This window comes from Aeromonas sp. 2MA4, from assembly GCF_029237305.1.
Classification (GTDB): Bacteria; Pseudomonadota; Gammaproteobacteria; order Enterobacterales; family Aeromonadaceae; genus Aeromonas; species Aeromonas salmonicida.
Genome location: NZ_JAACFY010000012.1, coordinates 81894 through 106359, shown reverse-complemented (window position 1 = coordinate 106359; position 24466 = coordinate 81894). Strand labels below are relative to the sequence as shown.

General features: G+C 58.0%; 28 protein-coding genes. 10 read left to right on the top strand and 18 right to left on the bottom strand.

The features are described from left to right. Positions 1–53: 53 nt before the first annotated feature. From GWQ31_RS13580 to GWQ31_RS13525, 12 genes are all read right to left on the bottom strand, one after another. Entirely contained in the window at positions 54–1106 is a 1053-nt protein-coding gene (locus tag GWQ31_RS13580) for a prolyl oligopeptidase family serine peptidase (protein ID WP_275909575.1), read from the bottom strand. 14 nt (positions 1107–1120) lie between these two features. Continuing rightward, positions 1121–1468, bottom strand: a complete 348-nt coding sequence (locus tag GWQ31_RS13575) for a hypothetical protein (RefSeq protein ID WP_275909574.1) — start codon at positions 1466–1468, stop codon at positions 1121–1123. Positions 1469–1606: 138 nt separating this feature from the next. Beyond that, a complete protein-coding gene (locus GWQ31_RS13570; protein ID WP_275909573.1) occupies positions 1607–2035 on the bottom strand; it encodes an ester cyclase in 429 nt (142 codons plus the stop codon). Positions 2036–2550: 515 nt separating this feature from the next. Beyond that, positions 2551–4194, bottom strand: coding sequence for a PAS domain-containing methyl-accepting chemotaxis protein (locus GWQ31_RS13565; protein ID WP_275909572.1), 1644 nt, complete (start codon positions 4192–4194; stop codon positions 2551–2553). A gap of 267 nt (positions 4195–4461) precedes the next feature. Beyond that, a complete protein-coding gene (locus GWQ31_RS13560) occupies positions 4462–5328 on the bottom strand; it encodes a TIGR03899 family protein (RefSeq protein ID WP_275909571.1) in 867 nt (288 codons plus the stop codon). Positions 5329–5535: 207 nt separating this feature from the next. Continuing rightward, positions 5536–6009: a DUF3299 domain-containing protein gene (locus GWQ31_RS13555; protein ID WP_011899071.1), complete on the bottom strand. Its 474-nt coding sequence runs from the start codon at positions 6007–6009 to the stop codon at positions 5536–5538. A gap of 22 nt (positions 6010–6031) precedes the next feature. After that, on the bottom strand, positions 6032–7279 hold the full coding sequence (locus GWQ31_RS13550) for an ABC transporter permease (protein WP_005318791.1): 1248 nt from the start codon (positions 7277–7279) through the stop codon (positions 6032–6034). Between the two features lie 76 nt (positions 7280–7355). Then, the gene (locus tag GWQ31_RS13545) at positions 7356–8045 is read right to left on the bottom strand and encodes an ABC transporter ATP-binding protein (protein WP_005318793.1); all 690 of its coding nucleotides are present in this window, start codon (positions 8043–8045) and stop codon (positions 7356–7358) included. Positions 8046–8049: 4 nt separating this feature from the next. Then, positions 8050–8628, bottom strand: coding sequence for a DUF2796 domain-containing protein (locus GWQ31_RS13540; RefSeq protein ID WP_212539572.1), 579 nt, complete (start codon positions 8626–8628; stop codon positions 8050–8052). 20 nt (positions 8629–8648) lie between these two features. Continuing rightward, positions 8649–8954 (bottom strand): hypothetical protein, encoded by a 306-nt coding sequence (locus tag GWQ31_RS13535; protein WP_081097863.1) that lies wholly within the window; start codon positions 8952–8954, stop codon positions 8649–8651. Positions 8955–8997: 43 nt separating this feature from the next. Beyond that, the gene (locus tag GWQ31_RS13530) at positions 8998–9540 is read right to left on the bottom strand and encodes a YtfJ family protein (RefSeq protein ID WP_005318797.1); all 543 of its coding nucleotides are present in this window, start codon (positions 9538–9540) and stop codon (positions 8998–9000) included. A 223-nt stretch (positions 9541–9763) separates the two neighbouring features. Further along, positions 9764–10642 (bottom strand): hypothetical protein, encoded by an 879-nt coding sequence (locus GWQ31_RS13525; RefSeq protein WP_021139182.1) that lies wholly within the window; start codon positions 10640–10642, stop codon positions 9764–9766. Between the two features lie 140 nt (positions 10643–10782). Between GWQ31_RS13525 and GWQ31_RS13520 the strand changes: the two genes are divergently transcribed. The 6 genes from GWQ31_RS13520 (at position 10783) to GWQ31_RS13495 (ending at position 17436) form a co-directional block, all read left to right on the top strand. After that, complete coding sequence (locus GWQ31_RS13520) at positions 10783–11130, top strand: hypothetical protein (protein ID WP_256687332.1); 348 nt, start codon at positions 10783–10785, stop codon at positions 11128–11130. A gap of 361 nt (positions 11131–11491) precedes the next feature. Beyond that, positions 11492–12421 (top strand): ROK family protein, encoded by a 930-nt coding sequence (locus GWQ31_RS13515; protein ID WP_275909570.1) that lies wholly within the window; start codon positions 11492–11494, stop codon positions 12419–12421. Positions 12422–12470: 49 nt separating this feature from the next. Beyond that, on the top strand, positions 12471–13481 hold the full coding sequence (epd, locus tag GWQ31_RS13510; protein WP_159165418.1) for an erythrose-4-phosphate dehydrogenase: 1011 nt from the start codon (positions 12471–12473) through the stop codon (positions 13479–13481). A 61-nt stretch (positions 13482–13542) separates the two neighbouring features. Beyond that, entirely contained in the window at positions 13543–14706 is a 1164-nt protein-coding gene (locus GWQ31_RS13505) for a phosphoglycerate kinase (protein ID WP_021139186.1), read from the top strand. A 116-nt stretch (positions 14707–14822) separates the two neighbouring features. Further along, complete coding sequence (gene fbaA, locus GWQ31_RS13500) at positions 14823–15902, top strand: class II fructose-bisphosphate aldolase (protein WP_005318811.1); 1080 nt, start codon at positions 14823–14825, stop codon at positions 15900–15902. A 229-nt stretch (positions 15903–16131) separates the two neighbouring features. Further along, positions 16132–17436 carry an FAD-binding oxidoreductase gene (locus GWQ31_RS13495; protein ID WP_275909569.1) on the top strand — a complete coding sequence of 435 codons (1305 nt, stop codon included), beginning with the start codon at positions 16132–16134 and terminating at the stop codon, positions 17434–17436. A 42-nt stretch (positions 17437–17478) separates the two neighbouring features. Here GWQ31_RS13495 and GWQ31_RS13490 read toward each other — a convergent pair whose 3' ends face one another. The 4 genes from GWQ31_RS13490 to cutA all read right to left on the bottom strand — a co-directional run bounded on the left by GWQ31_RS13490 (position 17479) and on the right by cutA (position 20554). Next, a complete protein-coding gene (locus GWQ31_RS13490; protein WP_021139188.1) occupies positions 17479–17892 on the bottom strand; it encodes a hypothetical protein in 414 nt (137 codons plus the stop codon). 70 nt (positions 17893–17962) lie between these two features. Beyond that, the gene (locus GWQ31_RS13485; protein ID WP_275909568.1) at positions 17963–18454 is read right to left on the bottom strand and encodes a GNAT family N-acetyltransferase; all 492 of its coding nucleotides are present in this window, start codon (positions 18452–18454) and stop codon (positions 17963–17965) included. Continuing rightward, positions 18444–20240 carry a protein-disulfide reductase DsbD gene (locus tag GWQ31_RS13480; protein WP_275909567.1) on the bottom strand — a complete coding sequence of 599 codons (1797 nt, stop codon included), beginning with the start codon at positions 20238–20240 and terminating at the stop codon, positions 18444–18446. The genes GWQ31_RS13485 and GWQ31_RS13480 overlap by 11 nt, the downstream gene beginning before the upstream one ends. Continuing rightward, entirely contained in the window at positions 20237–20554 is a 318-nt protein-coding gene (gene cutA / locus GWQ31_RS13475) for a divalent-cation tolerance protein CutA (RefSeq protein ID WP_059168287.1), read from the bottom strand. Before cutA ends, GWQ31_RS13480 begins: the two co-directional genes overlap by 4 nt. A 193-nt stretch (positions 20555–20747) precedes the next feature. On the opposite strand from cutA, the gene GWQ31_RS13470 reads away from it, so the two are divergent. Further along, the gene (locus GWQ31_RS13470) at positions 20748–21089 is read left to right on the top strand and encodes a hypothetical protein (RefSeq protein WP_005318822.1); all 342 of its coding nucleotides are present in this window, start codon (positions 20748–20750) and stop codon (positions 21087–21089) included. 95 nt (positions 21090–21184) lie between these two features. Here GWQ31_RS13470 and GWQ31_RS13465 read toward each other — a convergent pair whose 3' ends face one another. After that, entirely contained in the window at positions 21185–21622 is a 438-nt protein-coding gene (locus tag GWQ31_RS13465; protein ID WP_021139191.1) for a PACE efflux transporter, read from the bottom strand. 136 nt (positions 21623–21758) lie between these two features. Here GWQ31_RS13465 and GWQ31_RS13460 point away from each other — a divergent pair, with 136 nt between their 5' ends. Further along, positions 21759–22640 (top strand): LysR family transcriptional regulator, encoded by an 882-nt coding sequence (locus tag GWQ31_RS13460; protein ID WP_021139192.1) that lies wholly within the window; start codon positions 21759–21761, stop codon positions 22638–22640. A gap of 6 nt (positions 22641–22646) precedes the next feature. On the opposite strand, the gene ygfZ is transcribed toward GWQ31_RS13460, so the two are convergent. Further along, on the bottom strand, positions 22647–23558 hold the full coding sequence (ygfZ, locus tag GWQ31_RS13455) for a tRNA-modifying protein YgfZ (RefSeq protein WP_275909566.1): 912 nt from the start codon (positions 23556–23558) through the stop codon (positions 22647–22649). A gap of 113 nt (positions 23559–23671) precedes the next feature. Between ygfZ and sdhE the strand changes: the two genes are divergently transcribed. Then, positions 23672–23941, top strand: a complete 270-nt coding sequence (gene sdhE / locus GWQ31_RS13450) for an FAD assembly factor SdhE (protein ID WP_005318829.1) — start codon at positions 23672–23674, stop codon at positions 23939–23941. Positions 23942–23959: 18 nt separating this feature from the next. Next, positions 23960–24337, top strand: a complete 378-nt coding sequence (locus tag GWQ31_RS13445) for a protein YgfX (RefSeq protein ID WP_275909565.1) — start codon at positions 23960–23962, stop codon at positions 24335–24337. The last annotated feature ends 129 nt before the right edge of the window (positions 24338–24466 follow it).

Below are 24466 nucleotides of genomic sequence, written 5' to 3'. Positions count from 1 at the left end.
CCCGACAGTCGTTATAAAAAGCTTAAAATAAATGCATCGCCAATAAGTCTAAATCAGTGAATTTTGTGCTTCTTCGGGTCGCCTAGCTTGGACTGTAACCATATATTCATATCGCTGACGACCTCTTTGCGCAGGCTTTTTCCGTCACTGTTTTTCAATCCATGATCCAGTGCTTCGTAACGTCGATACTCGATATTGCTCTTCCCGAGATCTTTAAGGCGTTGCATCATTTCATCTGTTTTCTGAGGCGATACCGAGGCATCCATTCCACCCTGAACGATCAGCAAAGGAGACTTTACTTTTTGAAGGGTATCAAGCTGATTGATGGAGAGCATCTGTTGCCACCAATGATAACCATGTCCGCTCACATCAAGCTCAAATGGTTTGCTGTTCCGCACATGCTCGGCAAATCCTTTAAAACCATCGATCTCTTTGCTCGCCTCTTCGGGGTTGCTATGTTTTACAGCGATACTGTGTGAGACGTCATCGATAAACCAACGACCACCGCCATTAAAGGAAATAGTTGCATCGATATAGTCAACTTCTGCTGTCACCAGGTTGGCGATAACGGCTCCTTCACTGCCGCCCAAGAGGATAAATGTCTTGTATTGCCCATTTTTTCGAACAATGTCGAGCACAGCCTTGATATCCACTACCCGCTGTGCAGGGTTGTCCTTTTCAAGGTACTGAGCAGGGCAATCCTTGCGTGCCGGATCGGTACTGTATTTTAATTTGCTATCAATGCCATATTTTTCGATTAGCAACAGGTCAGCTTCTGGCCAAGCATCTTTATAGTCGGAAAGTATTGAATCTATGTTAAGCACGCTGTTGCAATCAGAGCCTTGCAGAATCAACAGCAAGGTATCTGTATCATGGGTATGTTGGACCAAGTAATAGGAAATAGGCGAGCCATCATCCCTGCTGGCTGTGCGAGTGGTGATATCTTCAGCATTACTAGTGAATGTCAAAAAGAGTAAAAGAAAAGACACTACCCGGATTTTCATTTTATCCCCTAAGGGTAATGAGAAAAGATAGGCTTCCCAATGACTGCTGAAGCCTTTATTTATTGGTAAATCACCCCAGCCGGCTGGGGTCGACAACAGCACCTAGTTATAAGCCATCAACCACCAAACTCTCGGCTAATAATTTTTGTGGGGACAACATTTTCTGGTAAGTCACTAGACACTTTTTGAACAAGATCACCAGCCAAACCGAATGCTTTGTCAACGGGTTCTACTGTCACTCCACTTTCGACAGCTAACTCCAAAAGCTTCTTGCCAATATCATTGCAAACATCGACCCAGTTTTTTGGCAATTCCCCCATGGTGACCTTGGGCTGACAGATTAGTTGAAAAGTTTCTTTACCTTCTTGCACTTGAATTGAAACATCAACAAATTCACTTTTATATGGATTGGCTAATACACTTGAGCTAAGTAAAAATATGGCTCCAATATATGATTTTTTCATGACACGTCCTTGTGATTTGTACTGCCCACCAAGGGGCAGGCAACGCATTGCCACTAAACTCAACTGCTATAAATGTAGCTATAGCGGTTCAATGGGGTTGGAAACGCCGCGCGATGACAGTCTCTCTTGAGGCGTTTGTTAGCTGAATTGCCCAAGATGTAATTCGAGCTGATTATGCAAACCCTGATTTTCCTGCTGAATCCAGTATTCAACAATTTTGTTTCCGCTAACTCGATATACCGCACTGCCTACTGTCGAGAGCGTTAAACCCGTGGGTTCATAACCTAGGATATTCCCTAGATATCGACCTTCTTGACGCCAACGCACATATACTTTTTCACCTTGGGCTAAAATTTCTTCAATGAAAAGCTCATAATCGCCATAAGCCTCTAGAAACTCCTCAACATGTAGACGATAATTTCCCGGGGTTCGCTCAATTGCTTCCGAAACGCCAGATATAATTTGATGGGCTACCACAATCGGGGCTAAATATTGAACGGCCAATTCTGGATTCTTGCCCGACCGAACGTGCTCGATAAAACCTCTTACCACTTCTTCCACTGACATAAATGCATCCCTTCATGTAACACTGCTCCGTCCTGATAACCGCCATAAACAAGCCAATGTTAAATCAGCCTATTGCCAGCCAGGCTCGGGGGGAGGCCATTTATTTGACTTCTTCTTTATCGCGGCACTATTGCCGCTGTATAAAAAACAGCAATAGGCCAGTCATGGAAATCATCGGCAAGGCTACCGCCCCTGAATTCCAGCCTCCAGTCTGCTGTTTTTTACCTGCGATATGGCTCTGGCTTGGCTCATGGCTGACTCCAACGAGAGGTTGCCAAGCGGATATGTTACCGAACGGGACTTGGGTGGAAAGCGGGAGATGGTAGCTTTCTGAGCGAGATCAACAAATTAATAAATAGCGGGCGGCGATATGACCGCCCAACAGCGACGGCCCATCAGAGCAGGGGAAATCGGAAGGTGAAAGCGGGAGTGTCGCCCTCTGGTTGGCGGGCATTAAAAAACCATATGGGCCTGTGGGCCCATATGGTTTTTTTGAGGCGATTGCCTGCGGGGGGCTATCTGGCCTGGCGTACCGGCATGGCGTTCGGGACCGCTGCTGCATGTGCATGGCGGTTTTGGGTTGTTGGTGCCGGCTTCTGGAACTGGCGTACCAGCCGATCGAGGTCGCTCAACTGACTCACCAGCTGGGTGATGCCGTGCACGGCGTGTTGGCTGCCTGTGCTGGAGTCATCGGCCAGGGTCTTGATGCTGAGCACGTTGCGATTGATCTCGGCAGTCACATGAGATTGTTCCTGTACCGCCTGGGCAATCTGGCCGCTGCCTGAGGCAACCTGCTGCAACATGTTGTTGATCTGCTGCAGTATGCTGCCGGTCGCCGACGCCTTCTGCTGGCAGCTCTCCGAGAGTTGGCACCCCTTCTCCATTGCCTGCTCAGCATCCCCGGCGCTGGTTTGCAGCTCGGTGATCATCTTCTGGATTTCGCTGGTGGAGGCTTGGGTCTTGATGGCAAGCGACCGGATTTCATCCGCCACAACCGAGAATCCCCGACCCGCTTCACCGGCGCGGGCAGCTTCAATTGCCGCATTGAGCGCCAGCAGGTTGGTCTGGTTGGCGATGTTGTTGATCACATCGAGAATGCCGTCGATATCGCGGCAGTGGCCCACCAGTTCGCTGATGACCGTCTTTGAGGTAGTCAGCTCGCTGTTCATGCCTGCCACGGCCGCCACTGTCTCGGCGACGCTGCTGTTGCCGTTCCTGAACAGGTCGGTCGTCTCGTCCAGCAGGCTGGAGGCGTCGCTGGAGCTTTGCGATACCTCGCGGATGGACTCCGACATCTCTGTGATGGCGGTGGCCACCTGATTGGTCTCGGCTTGCTGCTGTTGCAGGTTGTCGGTGATGGATTCGGCGTTGCGCAGATCCCCCTCTGCGGCCTGCAGTATTTGAGTGCAGGTTTGCTGGGTACGGGCCAGTACGGCATTGAACTCGGCCTGATTCATCAGCATGGCGAGCTCGATGGCGGCGATGTTGTCGACCTTGTTGGTATAGAGCAGCTGCATCAACGGGTTGTCGAAGCGGCTGCGAGCCATCTTGTTAAGCTTGCCCAGACGGCGGGAGAGGGCATGGATAACCACAGCCGCGAGTGCCAGCGGGAGGGCCGCCAGCGTCAGTTGCCAGTTAATGCCCTGGCTGTAACCCAGGCCAAGCATGGTTGCCAGACTTAACAACAGGCAGAGGTTGATGGTCAGGGTATGGGAGAAGGTGGGCAGCCTGAGAGCCAGTGGAACCTTGTCATTGCGCAGGTCGGCATAGACGCCCTCGGCACGCTGTTTGAGCGCTTCGCTCGGCGCAGTACGTACCGATTGAAATTCGGCTATCCGTCCGTTTGTGTCTTTGATGGGGGTGACAAAGGCGCTGACCCAGTAGTGGTCGCCATTCTTGCAGCGGTTCTTGACCGGTCCCATCCAGCTCTTTCCCTCCTTGATGTGGTACCACATATCTGCAAAGGCCTGTTTGGGCATATCCGGATGGCGCACCAGATTGTGATGTTGGCCTCGTAACTCGTCAGGGCTGAATCCTGCGATGTCACAGAATTCATCGTTGGCATAGGTAATGCGACTTTCCAGATCCGTGGTGGAGATCAGGTTCTGGTGGTCCGGATAGAGGCGTTCGCGCTGAGTAACTGGTTGGTTGACTCTCATGGAGCTGCTCCAGAATGGGGTTGTTAGGAAAGACGTATTGCCAGTGCAAGTGGCGCACCAAGGTGACACCTTTGGTGATAATTTTGTAAATAGAGGCTTTATCCGACCAAAATGGTCAGACTTTGCTGAGAGTCCGGATCATGGAGGGGTGATCAAACAGATCGATTCGCATTTCGAGAACCGATTTGGGAGCGACAGGGGGAATTTCGCAAGATGGGGGGACAGGCGTGTCACGACAAGAGGAGCCCGCCACGGGCTCCCCTGGGATCAGACGGTCGGTGTCGGCGAGAGGGGATCTTGTTCGGGCGGCGGGGGCTGCGTCATGGTCTCTATCTGCAGCCCCTGCACCAGCACGGTTTTCAAGTCCTGCAAGTACTCCTCCAGTGGCGACTCTTGCAGCAGATGGGCGAGTTCATTGCCCACAGGCGTCAGGCGGTAGTAGAGCAGGGTGATGTTGGCCTGCTTGCGTTGCAGGCGCCAGTGCTGGTTGCCGAAGGCCAGCTCGACCCCATCGGAGGGCAGCGGACCGGATTCCAGCTCCCCTCTGTGCAGCAGACCGAGTTCGAACAGTTGCAACATGGCGTTGTAGGGGAGCCGGTATTTGCCAAGGCCAAGACGGGTCACCTTGGCGCGGGTGAGCAGGCTGGCACCCTTGTGCAACCCCAGCAGCAGACGCTGCTCATCGCTGCCCGCATAGTGGCAGGAGAGGGCGCAGACCCGCTGAAACAGCATGGCTTCGCGCTGGGTCATCTCTTTGAGGGTGGTCAGGGCGCGGATGGAGAAACGGCCGGGAGTGGCGACCTCGATGGCGAAGATGCGGCCCCACAACTGCTGCATGGGCACCATGCTGATGTCTTCCGCCAGTTGCAGGAAGCGGGTCAGCCAGTCGCTGTCCATCTCGCCGCCGGCAGCCGTCTCCTCACAGTGACGGGAGGCCATCACCATGATGGCTTCCAGGTTGCGCTGACGAGCGGCCTGATCCGCCAGATGGCGAAAGGTGGCGCGTTGTTCGAAGGTGCTGTCGCTGTTGCGAGTGAGCATGCCATCGATACCGCGGCTGCGGGCCAGGCGCAGGGTCTGCTCCTGGCTGCTCAGGATGGCACTCTCTTTCTTGGGCGGGGGCAGGTCAGCCATGCTGGCTCCGTGATCGCAAGGTTTGGCCTTGAATGTTACTCCAACCGGCATGGCGGGCAATCCCTCAGGCAGGGACTATGTCTGGATTTTTGCCCGTAGCGGGACAAAAAATGGCCTCCGAATGGAGGCCATCTCGTGGCTGGCGTTATTGCAGGGCCGGGGTGTGAATCATGGTGGCCAGTGCCCGCACACCTTTCATGGCCAGGATCACTCTTCGTAGACGCTGACCTCGACCCCTTCCATGGAGTAGGAGGCGGTCGCCATTTCATGGCTTGAACTGATGGTGCGCATCTTGCCCTTCACCCAGATGGCGTCCCAGAGATCATCCACGGGGGCGCCCTTGGGATAGCTCACATAGATCACCTGATTGGTCGGGGGTGGCGGCACATGGATACAGGCGCCGAAGTAGGGCACCAGCAGGAAGGCGGTGATCTTCTTGGCATCTCCCTCCAGCGGTACCACGAACCCCGGAATGCGCACGTCCTGCTGATCCAGCTTCTGATTGACGCCCCCCACGGGTTGAGGAACCGACATGGGATCTTCATGGTTGACCTGGGGCGGTGGCAGCAGCCTTTCCCCTTCCGGAATCAGCACATCCCAGTCGATGGTCTTGTAATCAGCGGCCACCGCCGGCAGCACCAGCAGGCTGGCCAGCAGCGCCATTATTTTCCACTTCATCATCTGTCCTTCTGTTTGTCGCTCACTAGACCCGGATGCTCATGCCATCGCTCAGGCTGTAACGGTAGGCGCGGGCCGCCGGCAGCAGGCCGATCACCATGCCTGCCAGCCACACCAGCCCCAGCAGTTGCCATTCATAGGCGCTGGGCAGCCCCAGGCTCAATTGCAGGCCATAGTGGCTGAGCAACCAGGGAGTGGCAAGCCCTTGCCCCAGATAGAGCGCGGCTACTCCGACGGCTATGCCCGCTGTGGTGAGGGCCATTGCTTCCAGCGCCAGCAGCAGGAAGAGGTGGGCCGGACCCGCGCCGAGGGATCTCAATATGGCCAGCTCGCGCCGCCGCTCGTTGAGCCCCGCCAGCAGTGTGGTCAGCATGCCGATGAGGCCCGCCACCACCACAAATCCGGCGATCACCGAGAGCGCGGTTTCTGCCACGCTCATCAGGCTCCACAACTCCTGCAGGGCCGCCCCCGGCAGGATCGCCATCAGCGGCTCGCCTCTGTAGGTGTTGACGCTGCGCTGGAGCTGGAACGCCAGGATGCGGTTGCTCAGCCCCACCATGAAGGCGGTAATGGTTTTAGGCGTCAGATCCTGCGCCAGTGCCTGCTCGGCGGTCACGTTCTTGCTGTGGCGACCCGTATCCCAGCCGAGGTGGATGGCCTCGATACCGGCCAGCGGCACATGAATGGTTCGATCGATGGGGGTGCCGGTCGGTGCCAGTATTCCCACCACCTTGAACGGCAGGTTGTCATGCTGGCTGAAGGAGGTATTGCCGGCGCCGTGGGCGATGATGATGGATTGATCCAGCCGGTAGCCCAGCTTCTCTGCCACCTGGGCGCCGAGCACCGCCTCGAATGGCGTGTCGAACGGCCGCCCCTCCCGCAGTTGCAGTGACTGCTGCTGGCCGTATTTCAGATGAGTGAAGTAGTCGCCATTGGTACCGAGTACCCGAAAGCCCTTGTGGGAATCACCGAGGGAGAGGGGAATGGTCCAGGCCACGCCGGGTTTCTGCTTGATGGCTTGATAGGCATCCCAGCCTACGTTGTTGGTGGGATTGCCGATGCGAAATACCGAGTAGAGCAGCAGGTTCACCTGGCCGGAGCGGGCGCCGACGATAAGGTCTGTGCCAGATACCGTATTGGAAAAGCTCTCGCGGGCCTGGGTGCGAACCCGCTCCACCCCGAGCAGCAGGGTGACGCTGATGGCCACGGCCAGCAGGGTCAGCCCGGCGGTGAGACGACGGGCCCAGAGACTTTGCAGGGCAAGTTTCAGCACGTTAGCCTCCGGTTTTGCTGTTGCGATGTATCCGCGCATGCGGATCTGGCCGGGCGCGTGCCGTGGTGATGAATGGTCAGCATATGGCCCTCCGGTTGAGCTGTTGCAGGTTTTCAACCCGCGGGAAGAGAGGTTCGAGGTAGGGATCGTGACTGACGAAGATGAGGGTAGAACCCTGCTTGTCACACTCTTCGAACAAGAGCTTGATAAAGGCGGCCCGGTTGTCGGTATCCAGGGCCGAGGTGGGTTCATCGGCGATCACCAGCGGCGGCGAACCGATCAGCGCCCGTGCGGCGGCAACCCGTTGCTGTTGACCAATGCTGAGGGCGTGAACGGGACGATGCAGTGCTTCGTCCGGCAGTTGCAGCTCTCCCAGCAGACGGCGTGCCTCCTGTTCGGGGCTGCCTTGCAGACGAGCCCGCTTCTCGGACGAGAAGGTGAGGGCGGCGGTGACGTTGTCCAGCACGGATAAAAATGGCAGCAGATTAAACTGCTGGAAGATATAACCCAGATTGGCCGCCCGGAAGTGGTCACGGGCACGGCCGGATAGCTGGGCCAATGGCTGGCCCAGCACCTCCAGGGTGCCGTGGTTGGCGGTCTGGATCCCGGCCAGCAAGCCGAGCAGGGTCGACTTGCCCGAGCCCGACGGACCCTTGATAAACACCCGCTCACCTTGGGATATGGTGAGGGCGGGCAGATCGAGTACAGGCTCGTGACCCGGCCAGGAAAAGGCCAGATCGCGGATCTCAACCACGGCTTTTTTCATGGAATTACCAGCTCAGCTTGTTGGCGGATGGGGTCAGCTCGGCCGCAGTCTGGCCGGTGGGCAAGATGCCCTGCACGCTCAGCTTTTCCAGGCTCGGGTAGACACTGAACAGGGTGGCTTCCAGGCCGGTCAGCTTGGCAGGTGTCTGGCAGGTGTAGGTGTACATGGCCCCCAGATCGGCGTGACCCGCCTCATCATGGTGGTGTTCATCGTGATCGCTGCCAGCCTTTTCATGGTCATGGTCATGGTCATGGTCGTGATCTTCTTTGGCCGCCCGCAACTCCTGGTGAGTCAAGGTACAGCCAGCTGCCGGGTCTAAACGGAACAGAGCATCCGGCTGCTTGAGCTGAGCCATGGCCTTGGCGTATTGCGCCTTGTCCGCATCGCTCTTGGCTGCGTGCTCGAACCCGACCAGATCGGCGCCGGGTGCCTGCAACTCTATCATCAGCTGGTTGCCATCGAGCACCAGATTGAGGTGAGCGTGACCGTGCTCGTGGGCACCGTGGCCGTGGCTTTCATGCTCGTCGTGGTTTGCTTGCACGCCAAAGGCGGCGGCTGCCAGTAATAAGGTGACTGCTTTCATCGTTAATCCTTGCGAAACAATTAATAAGAGGAATGTTCAGAGGGAAAGGCGATGAGGGGTGGAGGCGCGCGGATGCGGCAATGACCTGTGGTCCTGTGCTGCGGGGTGGTGAAAGTGATGGGGGCGAGATGACCTGCGACAAAGAGTGGCTGTGGGACTGGCAGTGTCGGCGTCAGAGCAAGCTTGCCATCCAGATGGAGAGCGCAGAGAAGGCAGCTGTGATTGTGGTCCGGCAGGTCTGCTTCCAGCGGGTGTTGTGCCAGCGCCGGTTGTATCCACAACCAGCCCAGCAGCAACAACCCGATTTTCAGCTTGGAACGACCCATAGACCCTTATGAAAAGGCGCCGTCAGCGCCCCTTCTCTCTGATTCAGAGATGGGACTGGATGAGCCCCATCACGGTAGCAATATTGGTGGCATCGAGCTGGCCGTCTTTGGCGAACAGCACCTTGCCCTCTTTATCCAGCAGTATGATGGCCGAACTTTCCGGCGCGAGATCCCAGGCGTTGCGAGCCATGCCTTTGGCATCCAGTACCATGGCGGACCAGGGGAACTCTTTCTTGCTGTCTTCGGCACTGCTCTTCACAAAGCCGGAAGTACCCCAGATGGCGTCATTGCTGTTGATGATGGTGACGGTCTGGTACTTGTCGTGAGGCAGCTTGGCCGCTTTGATCGCCTCGATCATGGGGGCGTTCAGTTCCTTGGCACTGGAGCGACCCGCTATGTGCTGGATCAGAAAAACTTTGCCAGTCAGTACCTTGCTTTGCCAGGGTTGGTAGCTGACCTCTTTCTCTTTCAGCACCAGTTCACCCTTGTCGCTGATATTGACCAGCGGCACTTGGGCAGACTCCTTGATGTTGTGAGCCATGGCCAGGGTCGGCAGCAGCGCCAGAGTAAGTACGAGATGTTTCATCCTGATGACACTCCTTTTGTTATGTTATAACGATTTTTCACTTGAGGGAATGGGGCAGAACTCATCCTAAACTGATCGGATCTGTTTAAAAAGTGTTAAATAAATTCGCAAGGGCGTCGATGATGCCGCCCGTCAGCGCTGAGCTCGGCTGACAAAGGCGGCAAGGATGGCACGAAGTCGATAAAAATCAATTTGTTATCAACTGGTTTGATGAGTATAGAGCTTAGTACAAGGGTTCGCTGACCAGCGGGATCTTGGCCATGGTCATCTGCTCGGCCAGCAGGGGCGAACCTGTCAGCAAGACGTGGCGCTGATTGCCGATCACTACCGTATCCCCTTTCAATCCACTGTCGGCCGTGATGGCCAACCAGGCTGGCGAGACGCTGCCGATGCTGATATTCGGATAGATGATGCTGAGCATGTATTGCGGTGCCAGCTCTGCCAGCAGGCTTGCCATCAGCAGTGCCTTCTCATCGCTGTCTGCCTTGTTGTTCTGCAATGCCTGCAGGGGCGGGGCGAAGTGATCCATCTGTTCCGGTGGCGTGGGTATCCCGCTCAGCCACTCCTGCAACAGGCCGACGCTGGTGGCCAGATCCTTGGCGGAAAACTGTTTTGCCAGGGGTTTGAGATCCCCCTTGAACTGGTAGAACAACTGGGAGTAATTGGGGCGCACGCAGGGCAGCTTGCGGTTGGATGGATGAACGCAGGGCACGACCCGCATCTGGTAGAAGGCGTCGTCCTGATATTGCTGGTAAGCCTGCCAGAACAGGGTCGACTCCATGCTGTCGTCGCGCAGGGTGAAGGCCTGCTCCAGATTGCGAAACTTGGTGGCGGTCTCGGGACTGTTCTGATTGATGAGATTGATGCTGTTGTAAAGACGCGGGCTTATGTAGGAGTAGAGTGTCTCCAGCGGATAGTTGAGGGCGGCATCGAGCAGGGTCATTTCGTGGCGGCTGACCGACATGATGCGTTCATTGGTATTCAGTTGCAGTCGCTTCTGTTGCCCGTCGGCAGATTGCCACTGCCAGCTCAGGTTGACCTCGCTTGCTCCGACCGTCGATGCGACCACTAGACTCAACAACAGACCTTGTGCCAGTTTCATGGTGGTGCATCCTACTCGGGGTGATACTAAACAACTAGGTGAGCCGACCGGATTTGGATTGGTTTAGTTTTTGTGATCTGGGTAACAGTCTGATAAGGCTTTAAATTTAATTCTCGAAATAAGTCATACAGGAAACTGCCATGAAGCGAATTCCAATACTCTTGCTGCTGTTGGCGGCCTTGCCTGCGGCGGCGGGCCAAGTGATCGTCAACAAGGGCATGTCCATTGAGGATACCTTCGCGCTGCGAGACAAGCTGGCGCGGGAGCATGAATGGCAGGAGTGGCTGCGTTTCCAGCAGGCCATCAAGTGGCTGGAGGTATTGCCGGTCAACTGTGAGTTGATGAGTCAGCCGGGTGGTGGTTATCGCTGTGGCAGCAACCATTACCGACCCTATCAGCAGGATGGACGGGAGATTTACATCCAGGGCGATCCAGCTGGGGTGACGCCGGGTCAGCCTCCGTCGCATCCAATGAAGAAGGCGCCTTGAGGCCAGTGCCGTTCTGTCGCGACTGAGCGATATTCTGCTTTATCTGAACGGCATCAAGGCATCGATGGCGGTGCCGTCATACCTCTTCAATGCTCGTGTTGCTATCTCTCGGCCAAGGGATATCACCTCAACCATTTCCACCTCTTGTTCAGCACATAAATGAAGCAAAGGCGCTATTGGCGCTTTGGCACCTGACCTCTTCTGGGTGATTGGAGACGCCCTTGTTTGGGGCTGCATCATGGCTCAGGCTCGGGTTACACTGTGCCATCGTTGGGCGCAGAAAAAGCAAGATGAGCGACCGTGAGGAGGCCGGACAAGTTGCGTCCTCACGGCAGTATCCTTGGCCATGGCAGGAGACAGGATGAGCAAGAAATCGTTGGATTGGGGTATCGATCTTGGTGGTACCAAGTGCGAGTGTGTGGTGCTGGATGGCGACGAGGTCCTGCTGCGTCATCGCATCCCCACTGAACGTCAGGGCGGTTATGACCACATGATCGGCCAGATCGCGAAACTGGTAGAGGAGTGCGCGCTCAAACTGGGTCAGCGCCCAACCATCATAGGCATGGGCACGCCCGGCGCGCGGGATCCCCAGACAGGGGTGATGAAGAACTGCAATACCACCGAGCTCAACGGCAAGCCGTTCAAGGAAGATCTGGAACGCAGGCTCGGCGTTCCCGTGCTCATCGCCAACGACGCCAACTGCTTCGCCCTGGCGGAAACCCATCTCGGTGCGGTGCGCCAGCACCATCCCGATGCGAAGGTGGTGTTCGGCATCATAATGGGCACCGGCGTGGGCTCCGGCATCGTCATCAATGGCCGTATCTTGAATGGCCACCACGGCATCGCCGGTGAGTGGGGCCACAATGTGCTCTCCCCCGATGGTCCCGAGTGCTACTGTGGCAAGCGTGGCTGCGTCGAGACCCTCATCAGCGGCCCGGCGCTGGAGGCCTGGTATCAGGTCAAGACCAAGCGTCATCTGTCGCTGGCCCAGATCGCGGCGGCGACGGTTTATGATCATGTGGCCAAACTCACTATCGATCGCTTGCACTTGCTGTTCGGTCAGGCGCTGGCCAACGTGGTCAATATTCTCGATCCGGATGTCATCGTCATCGGTGGTGGCGTCGGCAATGTGCAGAGCCTCTACAGCGCGGGGCGCCAGACAATTTTGCCATTCCTCTTTAATCCCCGCTTCGCTACCCCCATTATTGCTCCAGCTCTGGGAGACAGCGCCGGTGTGTTCGGGGCCGCACTGCTGGCCCGTGGCGTATTCCAGGACGCCCTGCTGTCGTGAATCATCCATCCGTTCGTCCCTTTGTCGCAGGTAAGGACACACTTTTCTCATGATCAAGATTGCCATCAATGGGTACGGGCGGATCGGCCGCAACGTGCTACGTGCTCTTTATGAAAGCGGGCGCGACAAGAACATCAAGATAGTTGCCATCAACGAGCTGGCGGCGCCTGAAGCCATGGTGCACCTCACGCGTTTTGACACCAGCCACGGTCGTTTCCGCTATCCGGTACAACTGGCGGGTCACAGCATGCTGGTGGGGGAGGATCTCATCTCCCTGTTTGCCGAGCGGGACCCCGCCAATCTGCCCTGGCGGGCGCTGGGGGTGGACGTGGTGCTCGATTGCACCGGCGTATTCGGCTCGCGTGCCGACGCCGAACTGCATCTGGGCGCGGGGGCGGGCAAGGTGCTCTTCTCCCATCCGGCGGATGCGGATGTGGATGCCACCATCGTCTACGGAGTGAACCATCAGCTGCTGACGGGAAGGGAGCGGATCGTCTCCAACGCTTCTTGCACTACCAATTGCGTGGTGCCCGTCATCGAAACATTGCATCGAGAATTCGAGATAAATTGTGGTACTATTACGACAATTCATTCGGCCATGCATGATCAGCAAGTCATCGATGCCTACCACAGCGACTTGCGTCGAACCCGTGCTGCCAGCCAGTCCATCATTCCGGTGGATACCAAGCTGGCAAAGGGGTTAGAGCGAATCCTCCCCCACTTCGCCGGCAAGTTCGAGGCGATCGCGGTACGGGTGCCGACCATCAACGTAACGGCAATGGATCTCAGTATTACTGTTCGTAAAAAAGTGACGGTTACTGACGTAAATCAAGCCCTGCAACGGGCATCCAGAGGTACATTAAGCGGTATTCTGGATTACACGGAGGAGCCATTGGTCTCCGTAGACTTCAATCATGATGCACACTCCTGCATCATCGATGGTACCCAGACACGGGTAAGCGATGCCAACCTCGTCAAGATGTTGATGTGGTGCGATAACGAATGGGGCTTCGCCAACCGTATGCTGGATACCACCCGGGCCATGATGGCCGCAGGCTGAGAGCCTGAACGGGCGCAAGGTTACTGTTTTTAACATTACCTGAAAATATAGAGGACTGAATATGTCTGTTATCAAGATGACCGACCTGGATCTGGCGGGTAAACGCGTTCTGATCCGTGCTGACCTGAACGTACCGGTAAAAGACGGCAAGGTCACTTCCGACGCACGTATCGTGGCGACGCTGCCGACCATCAAGCTGGCTCTGGAAAAGGGCGCCAAGCTGATGATCACCTCCCACCTGGGTCGCCCGACCGAGGGTGAATACAACGAAGAGTTCTCCCTGGCTCCGGTTGTCAACTATCTGAAAGACGCTCTGTCCTGCCCGGTCCGCCTGGCCAAGGATTACCTGGATGGCGTAGAAGTCGCCGCCGGTGAGCTGGTCGTGCTGGAAAACTGCCGTTTCAACAAAGGCGAGAAGAAGAACACCGAAGAGCTGGCCAAAAAATACGCCGCCCTGTGTGACGTCTTTGTAATGGATGCGTTCGGTACTGCTCACCGCGCCGAAGGTTCTACCTACGGTGTGGCTCAATTTGCCCCGATCGCCTGTGCAGGCCCGCTGCTGGCCGGTGAACTGGAAGCCCTGGGCAAAGCCATGCTGAAACCCGAGCGCCCCATGGTTGCCATCGTTGGCGGTTCCAAGGTCTCTACCAAGCTGACCGTGCTGGAATCCCTCTCCAAGATCGCTGACCAGCTGGTGGTCGGTGGTGGCATCGCCAACACCTTTATCGCTGCTGCCGGTCACAACGTCGGCAAGTCCCTGTGTGAACACGACCTGCTCGACACCGCCAAGAAACTGGCCGCCGAGACCAACATTCCTGTCACCACAGACGTGGTCGTGGGTACCGAGTTCTCAGAAAGCACTCCGGCCACCATCAAGTCCGTCTCCGACGTGACCGACGGCGACATGATCTTCGACATCGGCCCTGACTCTGCCAAGGCCCTGGCCGACATCATCATGAATGCCAAGACCATTCTGTGGAACGGCCCGGTCGGTGTGTTCGAGTTCGACCAGTTCTCCGCAGGCACCAAGGTGATTGCCGAAGCCATCGCTGCTTCTCCGGCCTTCTCCATCGCTGGCGGTGGTGACACTCTGGCCGCCATCGACAAGTTCGGCATCGCCGACAAAGTCTCCTACATCTCCACTGGCGGCGGCGCCTTCCTGGAGTTTGTAGAAGGCAAGGTACTGCCGGCTGTTGCGATGCTGGAACAGCGCGCCAAAGCCTAATTGACCCGGGACGGGGGGCAAAAGCCTCCCGTTTCGTTTATCATGTGGCCGCTGTGCCGGTTCATGATGAACCCCCCATTTTTTATTAACGGCATACGAGAACAGGACGATTAAACATGTCTAAGAAAATTTTCGACTTCGTAAAACCCGGCGTGATCACTGGTGATGACGTTCAGAAAGTGTTCGCCATCGCCAAAGAGAACGGCTTCGCTCTGCCAGCTGTAAACTGCGTTGGTACCGACTCCGTCAACGCCGTACTGGAAGCTGCTGCCAAGGTCAAAGCGCCGGTTATCGTTCAGTTCTCCAACGGTGGTGCCGTGTTCACCGCCGGCAAGGGTCTGAAGCTGGAAGGCCAGCAAGCCGCCATCATCGGTGCCATCTCTGGCGCCAAGCATGTTCACGCCGTTGCCGAAGCCTACGGTGTACCTGTCATCCTGCACACCGACCACGCTGCCAAGAAGCTGCTGCCGTGGATCGACGGTCTGCTGGAAGCGGGCGAGAAGCACTTTGCTGAAACCGGCAAGCCGCTGTTCTCCTCCCACATGCTGGATCTGTCCGAAGAGTCTCTGGAAGAGAACATCGACATCTGCTGCGAGTACCTGACCCGCATGGCCAAGATGAACATGACTCTGGAGCTGGAACTGGGTTGCACCGGTGGCGAAGAAGACGGTGTGGACAACAGCCACATGGATCAATCCGCCCTGTACACCCAGCCGGAAGACGTGGCTTACGCCTACGAGCGTCTGTCCAAGATCAGCCCGCGTTTCACCATCGCTGCCTCCTTCGGCAACGTGCACGGTGTATACAAGCCGGGTAACGTCAAGCTGACCCCGTCCATCCTGGACGCTTCCCAGAAATTCGTTTCCGAGAAGTTTGGTCTGCCTGCCAAGTCTCTGGACTTCGTATTCCACGGTGGTTCAGGTTCCACTCTGGAAGAGATCCGCGAGTCCATCTCCTACGGTGTAGTGAAGATGAACATCGACACCGACACCCAGTGGGCAACCTGGGAAGGTCTGCTGCACTTCTACAAGACCAACGAAGCTTACCTGCAAGGTCAGCTGGGCAACCCGGAAGGCGCTGACAAGCCGAACAAGAAGTTCTACGATCCGCGCGTATGGCTGCGTGCCGGTCAGACTTCCATGATCGCCCGTCTGGAGAAAGCCTTCTCCGACCTGAACGCCATCAACGTACTGTAATTCGTTACCGTATCTTGATTGCATGCAAAGGCGCCCTTCGGGGCGCCTTTTGTATTTGTGGGTTGCGGTCATCAGCCCCACGGCGTGACCGAAGCAAAAGGTATCCCCCGGGATGCCTTTTGCATTTCTGTGATCCTCATGGACTGGATTGGTAGCGGGGGGCTGGGTATTATCGATGACAGGTCGTTTATTTTAGTAAACACATGGTCACCAAGGCGGGATGCTGAGTATGCAGGCAGGAAAGTTCAACGGATATCAGGAACATGTGGCCTCCTATTATGCGGCCACCCGCAACGACAATCAGCAGTGGCCAGAACTTGGTGGTGAGCTGAATGTCGATGTCTGCATCATTGGTGGCGGCTTTACCGGCCTCAATACCGCCATCAACCTGGCACAGGCGGGCTACAAGGTGGCCCTGCTGGAGGCAAACCGCATCGGCTGGGGGGCGTCCGGTCGCAACGGCGGCCAACTCATTCGTGGCATAGGCCACGATACCGGGCAGTTCGCCCGCTGTATCGGCGAGCAGGGAGTACGTGAGCTGGATCTGATGGGGTTGGAGGCGGTACAGCTGGTGCGAGAGCGCATCGAGCACTTCAACATCGACTGCGATCTCACCTGGGGTTACTGCGACCTCGCTACCCGTCAGCGCCATCTTGCCGGATTTGAGGAAGAGGCGGCACATCTGGCCAGCCTGGGTTATCAGCACGAGATTACGCTGGTGCCACGGGAGGAGATCCACTCAGTGGTGGGGTCGGATCGCTATATTGGCGGCATGATTGACATGGGCTCGGGTCACCTGCATCCCCTCAATCTGGCGCTGGGTGAGGCGCGCGCCGCGGCTAGCCTGGGTGTCGCTCTGTTCGAGCACTCCCGAGTGGCCCATATCGACTATGGCAAGCGGGTGCAGATCACCACGGCCCGTGGCCGGGTGAGTGCCGATTATCTGGTGATAGGTTGCAACGCCTACCTCAATGATCTCAATCCCGAATTGGGGGGCAGGGTGCTACCGGCGGGCTCTTACATTCTCGCCACTGAGGTGCTGGAGAAGCGGCTGCGCCAGCGCTTGTTGCCGCAGAATATGGCGGTGTGCGATCAGAACGTGGCGCTCGACTACTATCGCCTCTCCGCCGATGGTCGCCTGTTGTTTGGTGGTGCCTGCAACTACTCGGGAAGGGACCCGCGAGACATCAAGGCCTTCATGTTGCCCAAGCTGCTGAGAGTCTTTCCCGAGTTGGCGGGGACGGCCATCGAGTTTCAGTGGGGCGGCATGATAGGGATAGGGGCCAATCGCTTGCCGCAGATCGGCCGCTTGCAGGATCATCCCAACGTCTTCTATTCCCAGGCTTATTCAGGTCATGGCCTCAACGCCACACATATGGCGGCCAAGCTGGTGGCAGAGGCGATCCGGGGCGAGAGCCGGGGCTTCGATCTGTTCAGTAGCGTGCCCCATATGACCTTCCCCGGTGGCCCGGCGTTGCGCTCCCCCCTGCTGGCGCTCGGCATGCTGTGGCACCGGATGAAGGATCTGTTGTAAAGGGCGAGCGCAAGCAGCCCGAAGGGGGCGGGTGGGGAGGCGTTATTGAGCAGGTTCGGCCAGACGCCAGCCCTGTTCGGTTTTCATCATCCAGACGTCGGTCTCTTGCTGCAGCACCTGACCGGCCTCGAATTCGCCATATTTGCGCTCCAGCTCCATCAGTCCCATCTCTTGCTGGAAGGGACCAACCCTGTCATAGATCAGGTCCTCGTCGTGCAGTACCTGTAACTGATCCAGCCCCAGCTTGAAATGGAGCTGGTAGCTCACCTTGATCAGATAGACGCCCTCCATCCGCTCTTCTTTGCCGAGAATGGCGAAGTCACTGATCTCGAACAGATTGTCGTCTGTGTCAGACTGGAGTTTGGCGGTGACCTGATGCTGGATTGCCTCTTCACCGGGTCCTGCGTAACAACCATATAGCCAGAGGGCCAGCAGGGGGATGAACCACTTTTTCATCAAAACTCCGGACAAGTGCAAAACGGGAGGGCAGATTGTGCCACGCCAACGTGCGGTGGCAAACCTCGGCTCACGGTTCCAGAGTGCGTTCCAGCACTATGGCCTCGGCCCGATAGACAGCCAGCTCGCGGCGATAGCACTCGGTGAACCCTCTGCGCAGCCAAAAGGATAAGGCGGCCTCATTGCTGGCAATCACCGACAGGCGCAGCCGGGTTGCCCCCCAGATGCGCGCCATCATGCAGGCGTGGAGATAAAACGCCTGACCCCGGCCACTCCCTTGCCAGGGTTCCCCCACCAGCAACAGACCCAGATAAGCGGTGGCAGGATCGGGATAGCCGCGCAGCAGATCGACCACTGCGGTGAGTTCCCCATCTTCCCAGCGACCGATGAGATGTTTGTCAGAGAGCGACAGGTTGGGCGGACATGCCACTAGCGCTTCCTCCGCAGCTCGCGCGGAGAGGGGCTCATGACTCACGGCCGCCTGATAGGCAGGGGCAAGTTCGAACAGACGCTGCAAGGCTGGACCATCGGTTGCCAGCAGCCGACGCAACTCAGTTTGCATCGCGCACCCTATCGAGGTGTCCTGCAAATGCTTCCGGCCCCATAAAGCCGGTCACCCGCTGGCCACTCACTTCCTGGCCGGCACTGTCGAAGAAGATCAGGGTCGGCAGGCCCAGCACGTTCAGGCCGTTGAGCAGCTCCACATCGGCATCGTCGTTGGCGGTGACGTCCGCTTGCAGCAGTGCCATGTCATCGAAGCGCGCCCGCACGGCGGGATCGCTGAAGGTCTTGTGCTCGAACTCCTTGCAGGCCACGCACCAGTCGGCATAGAGATCCAACAGCACAGGTTTGCCGCGGGCTGCGGCGAGTTGCGTCTTGAGGTCATCCAGGGTCTTGATGCGGATAAATTGGGGCACCTGGGTCTCGGCGCTGGCCTTGACGCCGGGCACGGGCAGCAGCAGATCCTTGCCTACCACCACCAGGCTCATCATCGCCAGCAACAGCACAAAGCCGCCGAGACTCTTGCCGACCGAGTGGGCGCGATGCTGGTTGTGGTGATAGAGATAGCCGCACAGCAGCAGCCCCCAGCCGAGCCAGGCGAGGGTGGCGACCTGGTCGCTCCAGAGCCGTGACAACAGCAGGATTGGCACCGCCAGCAGCGCAAAACCAAAGAGTTGCTTGATCACATCCATCCAGGCGCCAGCCCTGGGCAGCAACTTGCCCCCTGAGGTGCCGAGCAGCAGCAACGGCAGTCCCATCCCGAGCGACAGGGCATAGAGGGCCGCGCCGCCGAGCCAGAGATCGCCGCTTTGAGCCACGTAAATCAGGGCGCCGGAAAGCGGTGCCGTGGTGCAGGGGGAGCAGACCAGGCCCGAGATCATCCCCATGATGCCGACCCCGAGTACAGAGCCTCCCTGTTGGCGGTTGGAGAGGCCGCTCAAGCGGGTTTGCAGGCTGCTCGGCAGTTGCAGGGTGTAGAGCCCGAACATGGAGAACGCCAGCAGCACGAACATGACGGAGAGCCCGATCAGCACATAGGGGTGCTGCAGCGCCGCCTGGAATTTCAAGCCTGCCGACGCTACCACCAGCCCGAGCAGGGTATAGGTCACCGCCATTCCCTGCACATAGACGAAGGAGAGCAGGAAGGCACGGCGGGTGGAGAGCCTATGACCCGCGCCAGCTATGATGCCGGTCAAAATGGGGTACATGGGGAAGACGCAGGGGGTGAAGGCGAGCCCCAGCCCCAGCGCGAAGAAGGCGGCGATGCTGAGCCAGAAGCCCTGGCTGCCGAGGGCCGCGGCCAGTTGATCCTGCTGACTGCTGGCTGGGGCGCGTGTCATGTCATCGGTGGCGGCCGGATCTGTATCGTTAGCGACGACAGGCTGCACCGCAATCTGCTTGTCTGTGGGCGGGTAGCAGAGGCCGTCGGTACAGCCCTGATAGCTGACGGTGAGGCTGGCCTGCTGGCCCGCCTCGGTCAGGGTGACGGGGATCTGCACCTCACGGTAGTAGACCCGGGTCTTGCCGAAGAAGTCATCCTCATGCTCTGCCCCGGCGGGCAAGACGGGCTCACTGAAGGCGAGGTTCTCGCCCTTGAAGCGGAAGCTGTGGCGGTAGAGGTAGTAATCATCGGCGATGCGCAGGGTCAGCAACAGCTGGTTGCCTTGCTGTTCACGCTCGAGCACGAAGGCGTCGTCGACTTTCAGAAACTTGGGCTGGGCGTTGGCCTCGATGCCGAGGGCGCTCAGCAGACTGTCACTGCTGGCCTGAACCGGCGTCACACTCAGGGTGGACAGCAGTAGGGCGAAGAGCACAAGCAGGGGGGAGAGCAGGCGAGACAGTGTCATGAGGTTTCCTGTGTTAACCAGTCGAGATAGGGCTGATGGCCCTGGCTTGTCGGGAGTGCCAGGATCTCCGGCACCTCATAGGGGTGATGGCTGAGGATGCATAGGCGCAAGAGTTCGAACAGGGAGGCCCGCGACTTGATGATGAGCTGGATCTCCCGTGCCCGTTCGATCTGCCCCTGCCAGCGATAGACGGAGGTGAGGCCGGGCAGCTGATTGATGCAGGCCGCCAGCCGCTGGTTCAGCAGTTGTTCGCTGATGAGGTCGGCACTGGCCTCATCCGGGCAGGTGCAAAGCACCAGAATGGCATCTGTCATGGTGAAATTTCTCGTCCGTTCGAGGCGGCAGGGCGCCTTTAAACCAGCGGCTACTATACCTAGCGACGGGGTAAATAGCATCTGACGGGCTTTATCGGCTCGACATGAAAATAAGTGGGGGGCATGAGATAGACGCTGTCAAAGGGACAAGGCAGAATGAGCGGGCTTGTTCCCATTCGACGTAAGGAAATGTATGACCCAACAGAATGAGCAGCAGAGAAACCGCATGTTGAGCCTGTTGCGCGAAGGTGAGCGCCGTATGTTGGTGCAACTGGCCGGTCTGCTGCGTACCAGTGCCGATGAAATCAATGCCGAGCTGGAAAAAGAGGAGCTGCTGGCTACCCTGGAGCAACCCGTCACGGTGGAGTATCTCAACGGCGTGGTGCAACACCATCTGTTCGAGCGTCTGCACAAGGGTGACATGGTGGCGGCCCAGCGCCTGCTGAACCAGTACCAGAGCGACCTCGAGGCCATGCTGACCCAGGAGTCGGCCGAGGCGGATGCCCCGACCGAAGAGCTGAAGGCGCAAGCCTGAACGCTGCGGCAGGCCTTGCGGGCTTGTCTTCCTCCAGCACCATCATGCCAGTTGCATGATGGTGCCTAGTGTTCCCCGCTTTATTTTCCTGCCGTTTAGCCCAGTGCGTTCTGCTGTACCTGGCCCGGTATCGGGAAGACCTTGTCATAGCTCCAGTTGTAGATGAAGGCATAGACCAGATAGAACAGCACGAAGCCCAGATCCAGCACCAGCGCCTCCATCATGCTGATCTCGAGCCACCAGGCCATCACTGGCAAGGCGACAAACAGCAATCCACCCTCGAAGCCCATGGCATGCCATACCCGTTGCCAGAGCGTCTTGTGGGTGTGACCCTGATACTTGAGCAGCAGTTTGTCCACGCCGATGTTGTAGACGTAGTTCCAGACGGTGGCGAGCACCGAGAAGAACAACGCCAGCGGCCCCATATGGTTGAGTCCTACGCCAGTGATCCAGCTTGCCAGGGGGGCGGCGATCAGCAGGCCAATCAGTTCGAAGCCAATGGCATGGCGCAGGCGGTCACGGGTATTACGCATGATCTGTCTCTCTATCTATCTGTGTCTGAGTGTCTATGGTGGCCAATTTATCGCGAATTTGTGATAGGTTCACGTTGGTATCTATCGATTAAATAGATAGGTTGACGCACAACTAGGTCATGACAGGAGCAACCGGATGAACCCCTCGCTGGAACAACTCAAGGCGCTGCTGGCGGCAGCAGAGACGGGCTCCTTCTCGGCGGCTGCCCGCAAGCTGGGCAAGGCGCAGTCCGTGGTCAGTACGGCCATCTCCAACCTGGAGATAGATCTCGGGCTGGAGCTGTTTGATCGCTCTGCCCGCTATCCCGTGCTGACGGAGGCGGGCACCCGCATCCATCAGGAGGCCACTATCTTGCTGGCCCAAAGCGAGCGCTTGCAGGCGATCGCCGGTGAGCTGGCCGCAGGCGTAGAGTCGAGGCTCACCCTGGCCATCGATGATGACTCTCATCTGCCCTGGCTTGGCTCCCTGTTGGAGGAGTTCGCCACCCGCTACCCCGGCGTCGAGCTGGAGTTGCTGTTTCCGCTGATGGAGGATGTGACCGAACTGCTCAAAAGCGGCCGGGCCCAGCTTGGCATCAGCTATCAGAAGGAACGGCCTGAGCGGGAGCTCGCCTCCTGTTCACTGGGCTCCGTCAAGATGCCGTTGGTGGTCTCCCCCGATCATCCGCTGGCCCGCAAGACGCCACTGCGAGAGAGCGACTTGCAAGGGGCCCGCCAGCTGATGGTGACGGGGCGACGGGAAGGCACGGAACGCCACCGCTTCCGCCTCTCGGCACAGGTGTGGTGGGTGGAGGGGGATCTGGGCATTTTGGAGCTGGTCAAGCTGGGGTTGGGTTGGGCATCAGTGCCGGACTTTCTGTTGCACCGGCCGCTGGCGCGAGGGGAGGTGGTGGTGCTCAATCCGGACTTTATTGCGCTGGCCGAGCTGGCACTGGAGCTGCAATGGTATCGCGCCCGCCCGCTGGGGCAGGCGGGGCGCTGGCTCAAGGAGGCACTGCTGGCGCGGGTGCCTCGTTAGCCGACCTTACTCGGTCAGCGAGTAGGGCAGGGCTTGCAGAGCAAGGCTGGAGGCCTCCTCCTGCTTGAAACGAAAACGGGCATCGGCCTCTGTATCCTTGGGCAGCACGGCCGTGATCCACACCTGATCTGCCTGTTGCCAGACGTTGAGCACCATGCCGCTGCGTCGCCAGTTGTCACCGAGCTGGATCTCCAGGGCATCGCCACAGGCGACGGGCTCGCTGGCAGTCCCGGCCAGCACGAACAGGGCGCGATTGTTGGCCCCGCGATATTTGGCGCGGGCGACAGTCTCCTGTCCCATGTAGCAGCCCTTGGTGAAGCTGATGCCATCCAGTGCCTGCAGGTTCAACATCTGGGGTATGTACTCCCCCTGATGCACGGCTTCCAGATGGGGGATGCCAGCCTTGATATCCAGTCCCCACCAGAGTGATTCGCTACCGGCAGGCAAGTCTATGGTCAGTGGTTGCTCGCTCACCAGCAGCCAGCGATCCGCTTCGATCTGCACTGCCATGCCAGCGTCGATCAGGCCTGTTTGTGACACGGCAAATCGGGCCGCCACCCACTCATCCGTGCCCTGGCCAGCCACGCCAACTGCCTGACCATGGTTCTCGGCGATCTCGACCTTGGCAAACACCGCAAACTTCTTGAGTTCGGGCAACTGACGCGCCAGCACAGAGGGCTTGGTCAGCATCAGCAGGCGATCGCTCAGGCAGAGCAGACGAAAGTCGCTCCACAGCTTGCCCTTGGCATCGCAGTGGCCGCCCAGCGTGCTTTGGCCCGGTTGCAGTGCATGGACGTCGCAGGTGACCTGGCCTTGCAGATACTTGACGCGATCTGCACCGGTCAGGCTGGTGATGGCGAGATCGGTCAGGGGGAAAAGGGTTGGCTCGGCAGGAAAAACAGGCGTTTGCAGGCTCACGATGGTATTCCAGAGACAGAAAGTATGTGACCTGCATGGTAAAGACGTAAGGAATGTTTGTCAGCCGGAAAATCCAGCTGTTACCATCCTCGGGTCTTTGTAAGGAGAGTTCCATGTTGAGCCCAATTGAAAAATCCCGCCTGAAGTGGGCCTGCCGTCGTGGCATGCTCGAGCTGGATGTGATCTTTATGCCGTTCTTTGAACACGAGTTCGACAGCTTGAGTGACGAGCAGCAGCAGACCTTCATCCGCTTGCTGGAGAGCGATGACCCTGACCTGTTCAAGTGGTGCATGGGCCACGGCGTTCCTGCCGATCCCGCGTTTGCCGCCATGATCGCCCTGATCCTGGAGCGCAATCAGGCTCGCCACGATAGCCTGAGCTGATCCCGTATGCGGGTTTACATGCCCGTTATTCCCTCCCGGCAGCAGCGTGTCCTGCTGCTGATCCTGTTTCTGCTGCTGTTGTGGCCTGTGGCCAGCCTGATCCATGGTTGGCAGTGGGCACTGCTGATCCCCTGCTGGTTGGCGGGGCTCTGGCTTGCCTGGCAGGGTGCCAGCCGTATGGCCGGTTTGCTGGAGTGGGATGGGCAGTGGCTGGTGTGGCAAGGGTATCGCTATCAGCTGGGGACGCGCAGTCGCGTCCTGCCCGGTGTACTCTGGCTGCAACTGGTGGCAAGCGACAGGCCGTATGCCCGTCTCTGGCTCTTCTCCGACGCACTCGCGCCGGAGCATTACAGGGCACTGGCCCGCGCCATCAGGCTAACGCCACCCGCCCGTTAATCATCCTGCCTGTTTCAACCCTTCTCCCTCATAGCAAATGACCCCGCCGGGGCGAGGTCATTTGGTGACTGCTAACGCATGATTATTCTCGATCCGGCGTCAGCACCGTGGGTGTGGAGTCTGGCTGCA

Excerpts from the sequence above, each read along its gene's own strand:
- GWQ31_RS13575 (WP_275909574.1), bottom strand. The coding sequence starts at position 1,468 with ATGAAAAAATCATATATTGGAGCCATATTTTTACTTAGCTCAAGTGTA.
- GWQ31_RS13495 (WP_275909569.1), top strand. The coding sequence starts at position 16,132 with ATGCAGGCAGGAAAGTTCAACGGATATCAGGAACATGTGGCCTCCTAT.
- GWQ31_RS13490 (WP_021139188.1), bottom strand. The coding sequence starts at position 17,892 with ATGAAAAAGTGGTTCATCCCCCTGCTGGCCCTCTGGCTATATGGTTGT.
- GWQ31_RS13565 (WP_275909572.1), bottom strand. The coding sequence starts at position 4,194 with ATGAGAGTCAACCAACCAGTTACTCAGCGCGAACGCCTCTATCCGGAC.
- GWQ31_RS13555 (WP_011899071.1), bottom strand. The coding sequence starts at position 6,009 with ATGATGAAGTGGAAAATAATGGCGCTGCTGGCCAGCCTGCTGGTGCTG.
- GWQ31_RS13445 (WP_275909565.1), top strand. The coding sequence starts at position 23,960 with ATGCCCGTTATTCCCTCCCGGCAGCAGCGTGTCCTGCTGCTGATCCTG.
- GWQ31_RS13570 (WP_275909573.1), bottom strand. The coding sequence starts at position 2,035 with ATGTCAGTGGAAGAAGTGGTAAGAGGTTTTATCGAGCACGTTCGGTCG.
- GWQ31_RS13560 (WP_275909571.1), bottom strand. The coding sequence starts at position 5,328 with ATGGCTGACCTGCCCCCGCCCAAGAAAGAGAGTGCCATCCTGAGCAGC.
- epd (WP_159165418.1), top strand. The coding sequence starts at position 12,471 with ATGATCAAGATTGCCATCAATGGGTACGGGCGGATCGGCCGCAACGTG.
- GWQ31_RS13530 (WP_005318797.1), bottom strand. The coding sequence starts at position 9,540 with ATGAAACATCTCGTACTTACTCTGGCGCTGCTGCCGACCCTGGCCATG.
- GWQ31_RS13480 (WP_275909567.1), bottom strand. The coding sequence starts at position 20,240 with ATGACACTGTCTCGCCTGCTCTCCCCCCTGCTTGTGCTCTTCGCCCTA.
- GWQ31_RS13540 (WP_212539572.1), bottom strand. The coding sequence starts at position 8,628 with ATGAAAGCAGTCACCTTATTACTGGCAGCCGCCGCCTTTGGCGTGCAA.
- GWQ31_RS13545 (WP_005318793.1), bottom strand. The coding sequence starts at position 8,045 with ATGAAAAAAGCCGTGGTTGAGATCCGCGATCTGGCCTTTTCCTGGCCG.
- GWQ31_RS13460 (WP_021139192.1), top strand. The coding sequence starts at position 21,759 with ATGAACCCCTCGCTGGAACAACTCAAGGCGCTGCTGGCGGCAGCAGAG.
- fbaA (WP_005318811.1), top strand. The coding sequence starts at position 14,823 with ATGTCTAAGAAAATTTTCGACTTCGTAAAACCCGGCGTGATCACTGGT.
- GWQ31_RS13515 (WP_275909570.1), top strand. The coding sequence starts at position 11,492 with ATGAGCAAGAAATCGTTGGATTGGGGTATCGATCTTGGTGGTACCAAG.
- cutA (WP_059168287.1), bottom strand. The coding sequence starts at position 20,554 with ATGACAGATGCCATTCTGGTGCTTTGCACCTGCCCGGATGAGGCCAGT.
- GWQ31_RS13525 (WP_021139182.1), bottom strand. The coding sequence starts at position 10,642 with ATGAAACTGGCACAAGGTCTGTTGTTGAGTCTAGTGGTCGCATCGACG.
- sdhE (WP_005318829.1), top strand. The coding sequence starts at position 23,672 with ATGTTGAGCCCAATTGAAAAATCCCGCCTGAAGTGGGCCTGCCGTCGT.
- GWQ31_RS13465 (WP_021139191.1), bottom strand. The coding sequence starts at position 21,622 with ATGCGTAATACCCGTGACCGCCTGCGCCATGCCATTGGCTTCGAACTG.
- GWQ31_RS13470 (WP_005318822.1), top strand. The coding sequence starts at position 20,748 with ATGACCCAACAGAATGAGCAGCAGAGAAACCGCATGTTGAGCCTGTTG.
- GWQ31_RS13535 (WP_081097863.1), bottom strand. The coding sequence starts at position 8,954 with ATGGGTCGTTCCAAGCTGAAAATCGGGTTGTTGCTGCTGGGCTGGTTG.
- GWQ31_RS13485 (WP_275909568.1), bottom strand. The coding sequence starts at position 18,454 with ATGCAAACTGAGTTGCGTCGGCTGCTGGCAACCGATGGTCCAGCCTTG.
- GWQ31_RS13520 (WP_256687332.1), top strand. The coding sequence starts at position 10,783 with ATGAAGCGAATTCCAATACTCTTGCTGCTGTTGGCGGCCTTGCCTGCG.
- GWQ31_RS13505 (WP_021139186.1), top strand. The coding sequence starts at position 13,543 with ATGTCTGTTATCAAGATGACCGACCTGGATCTGGCGGGTAAACGCGTT.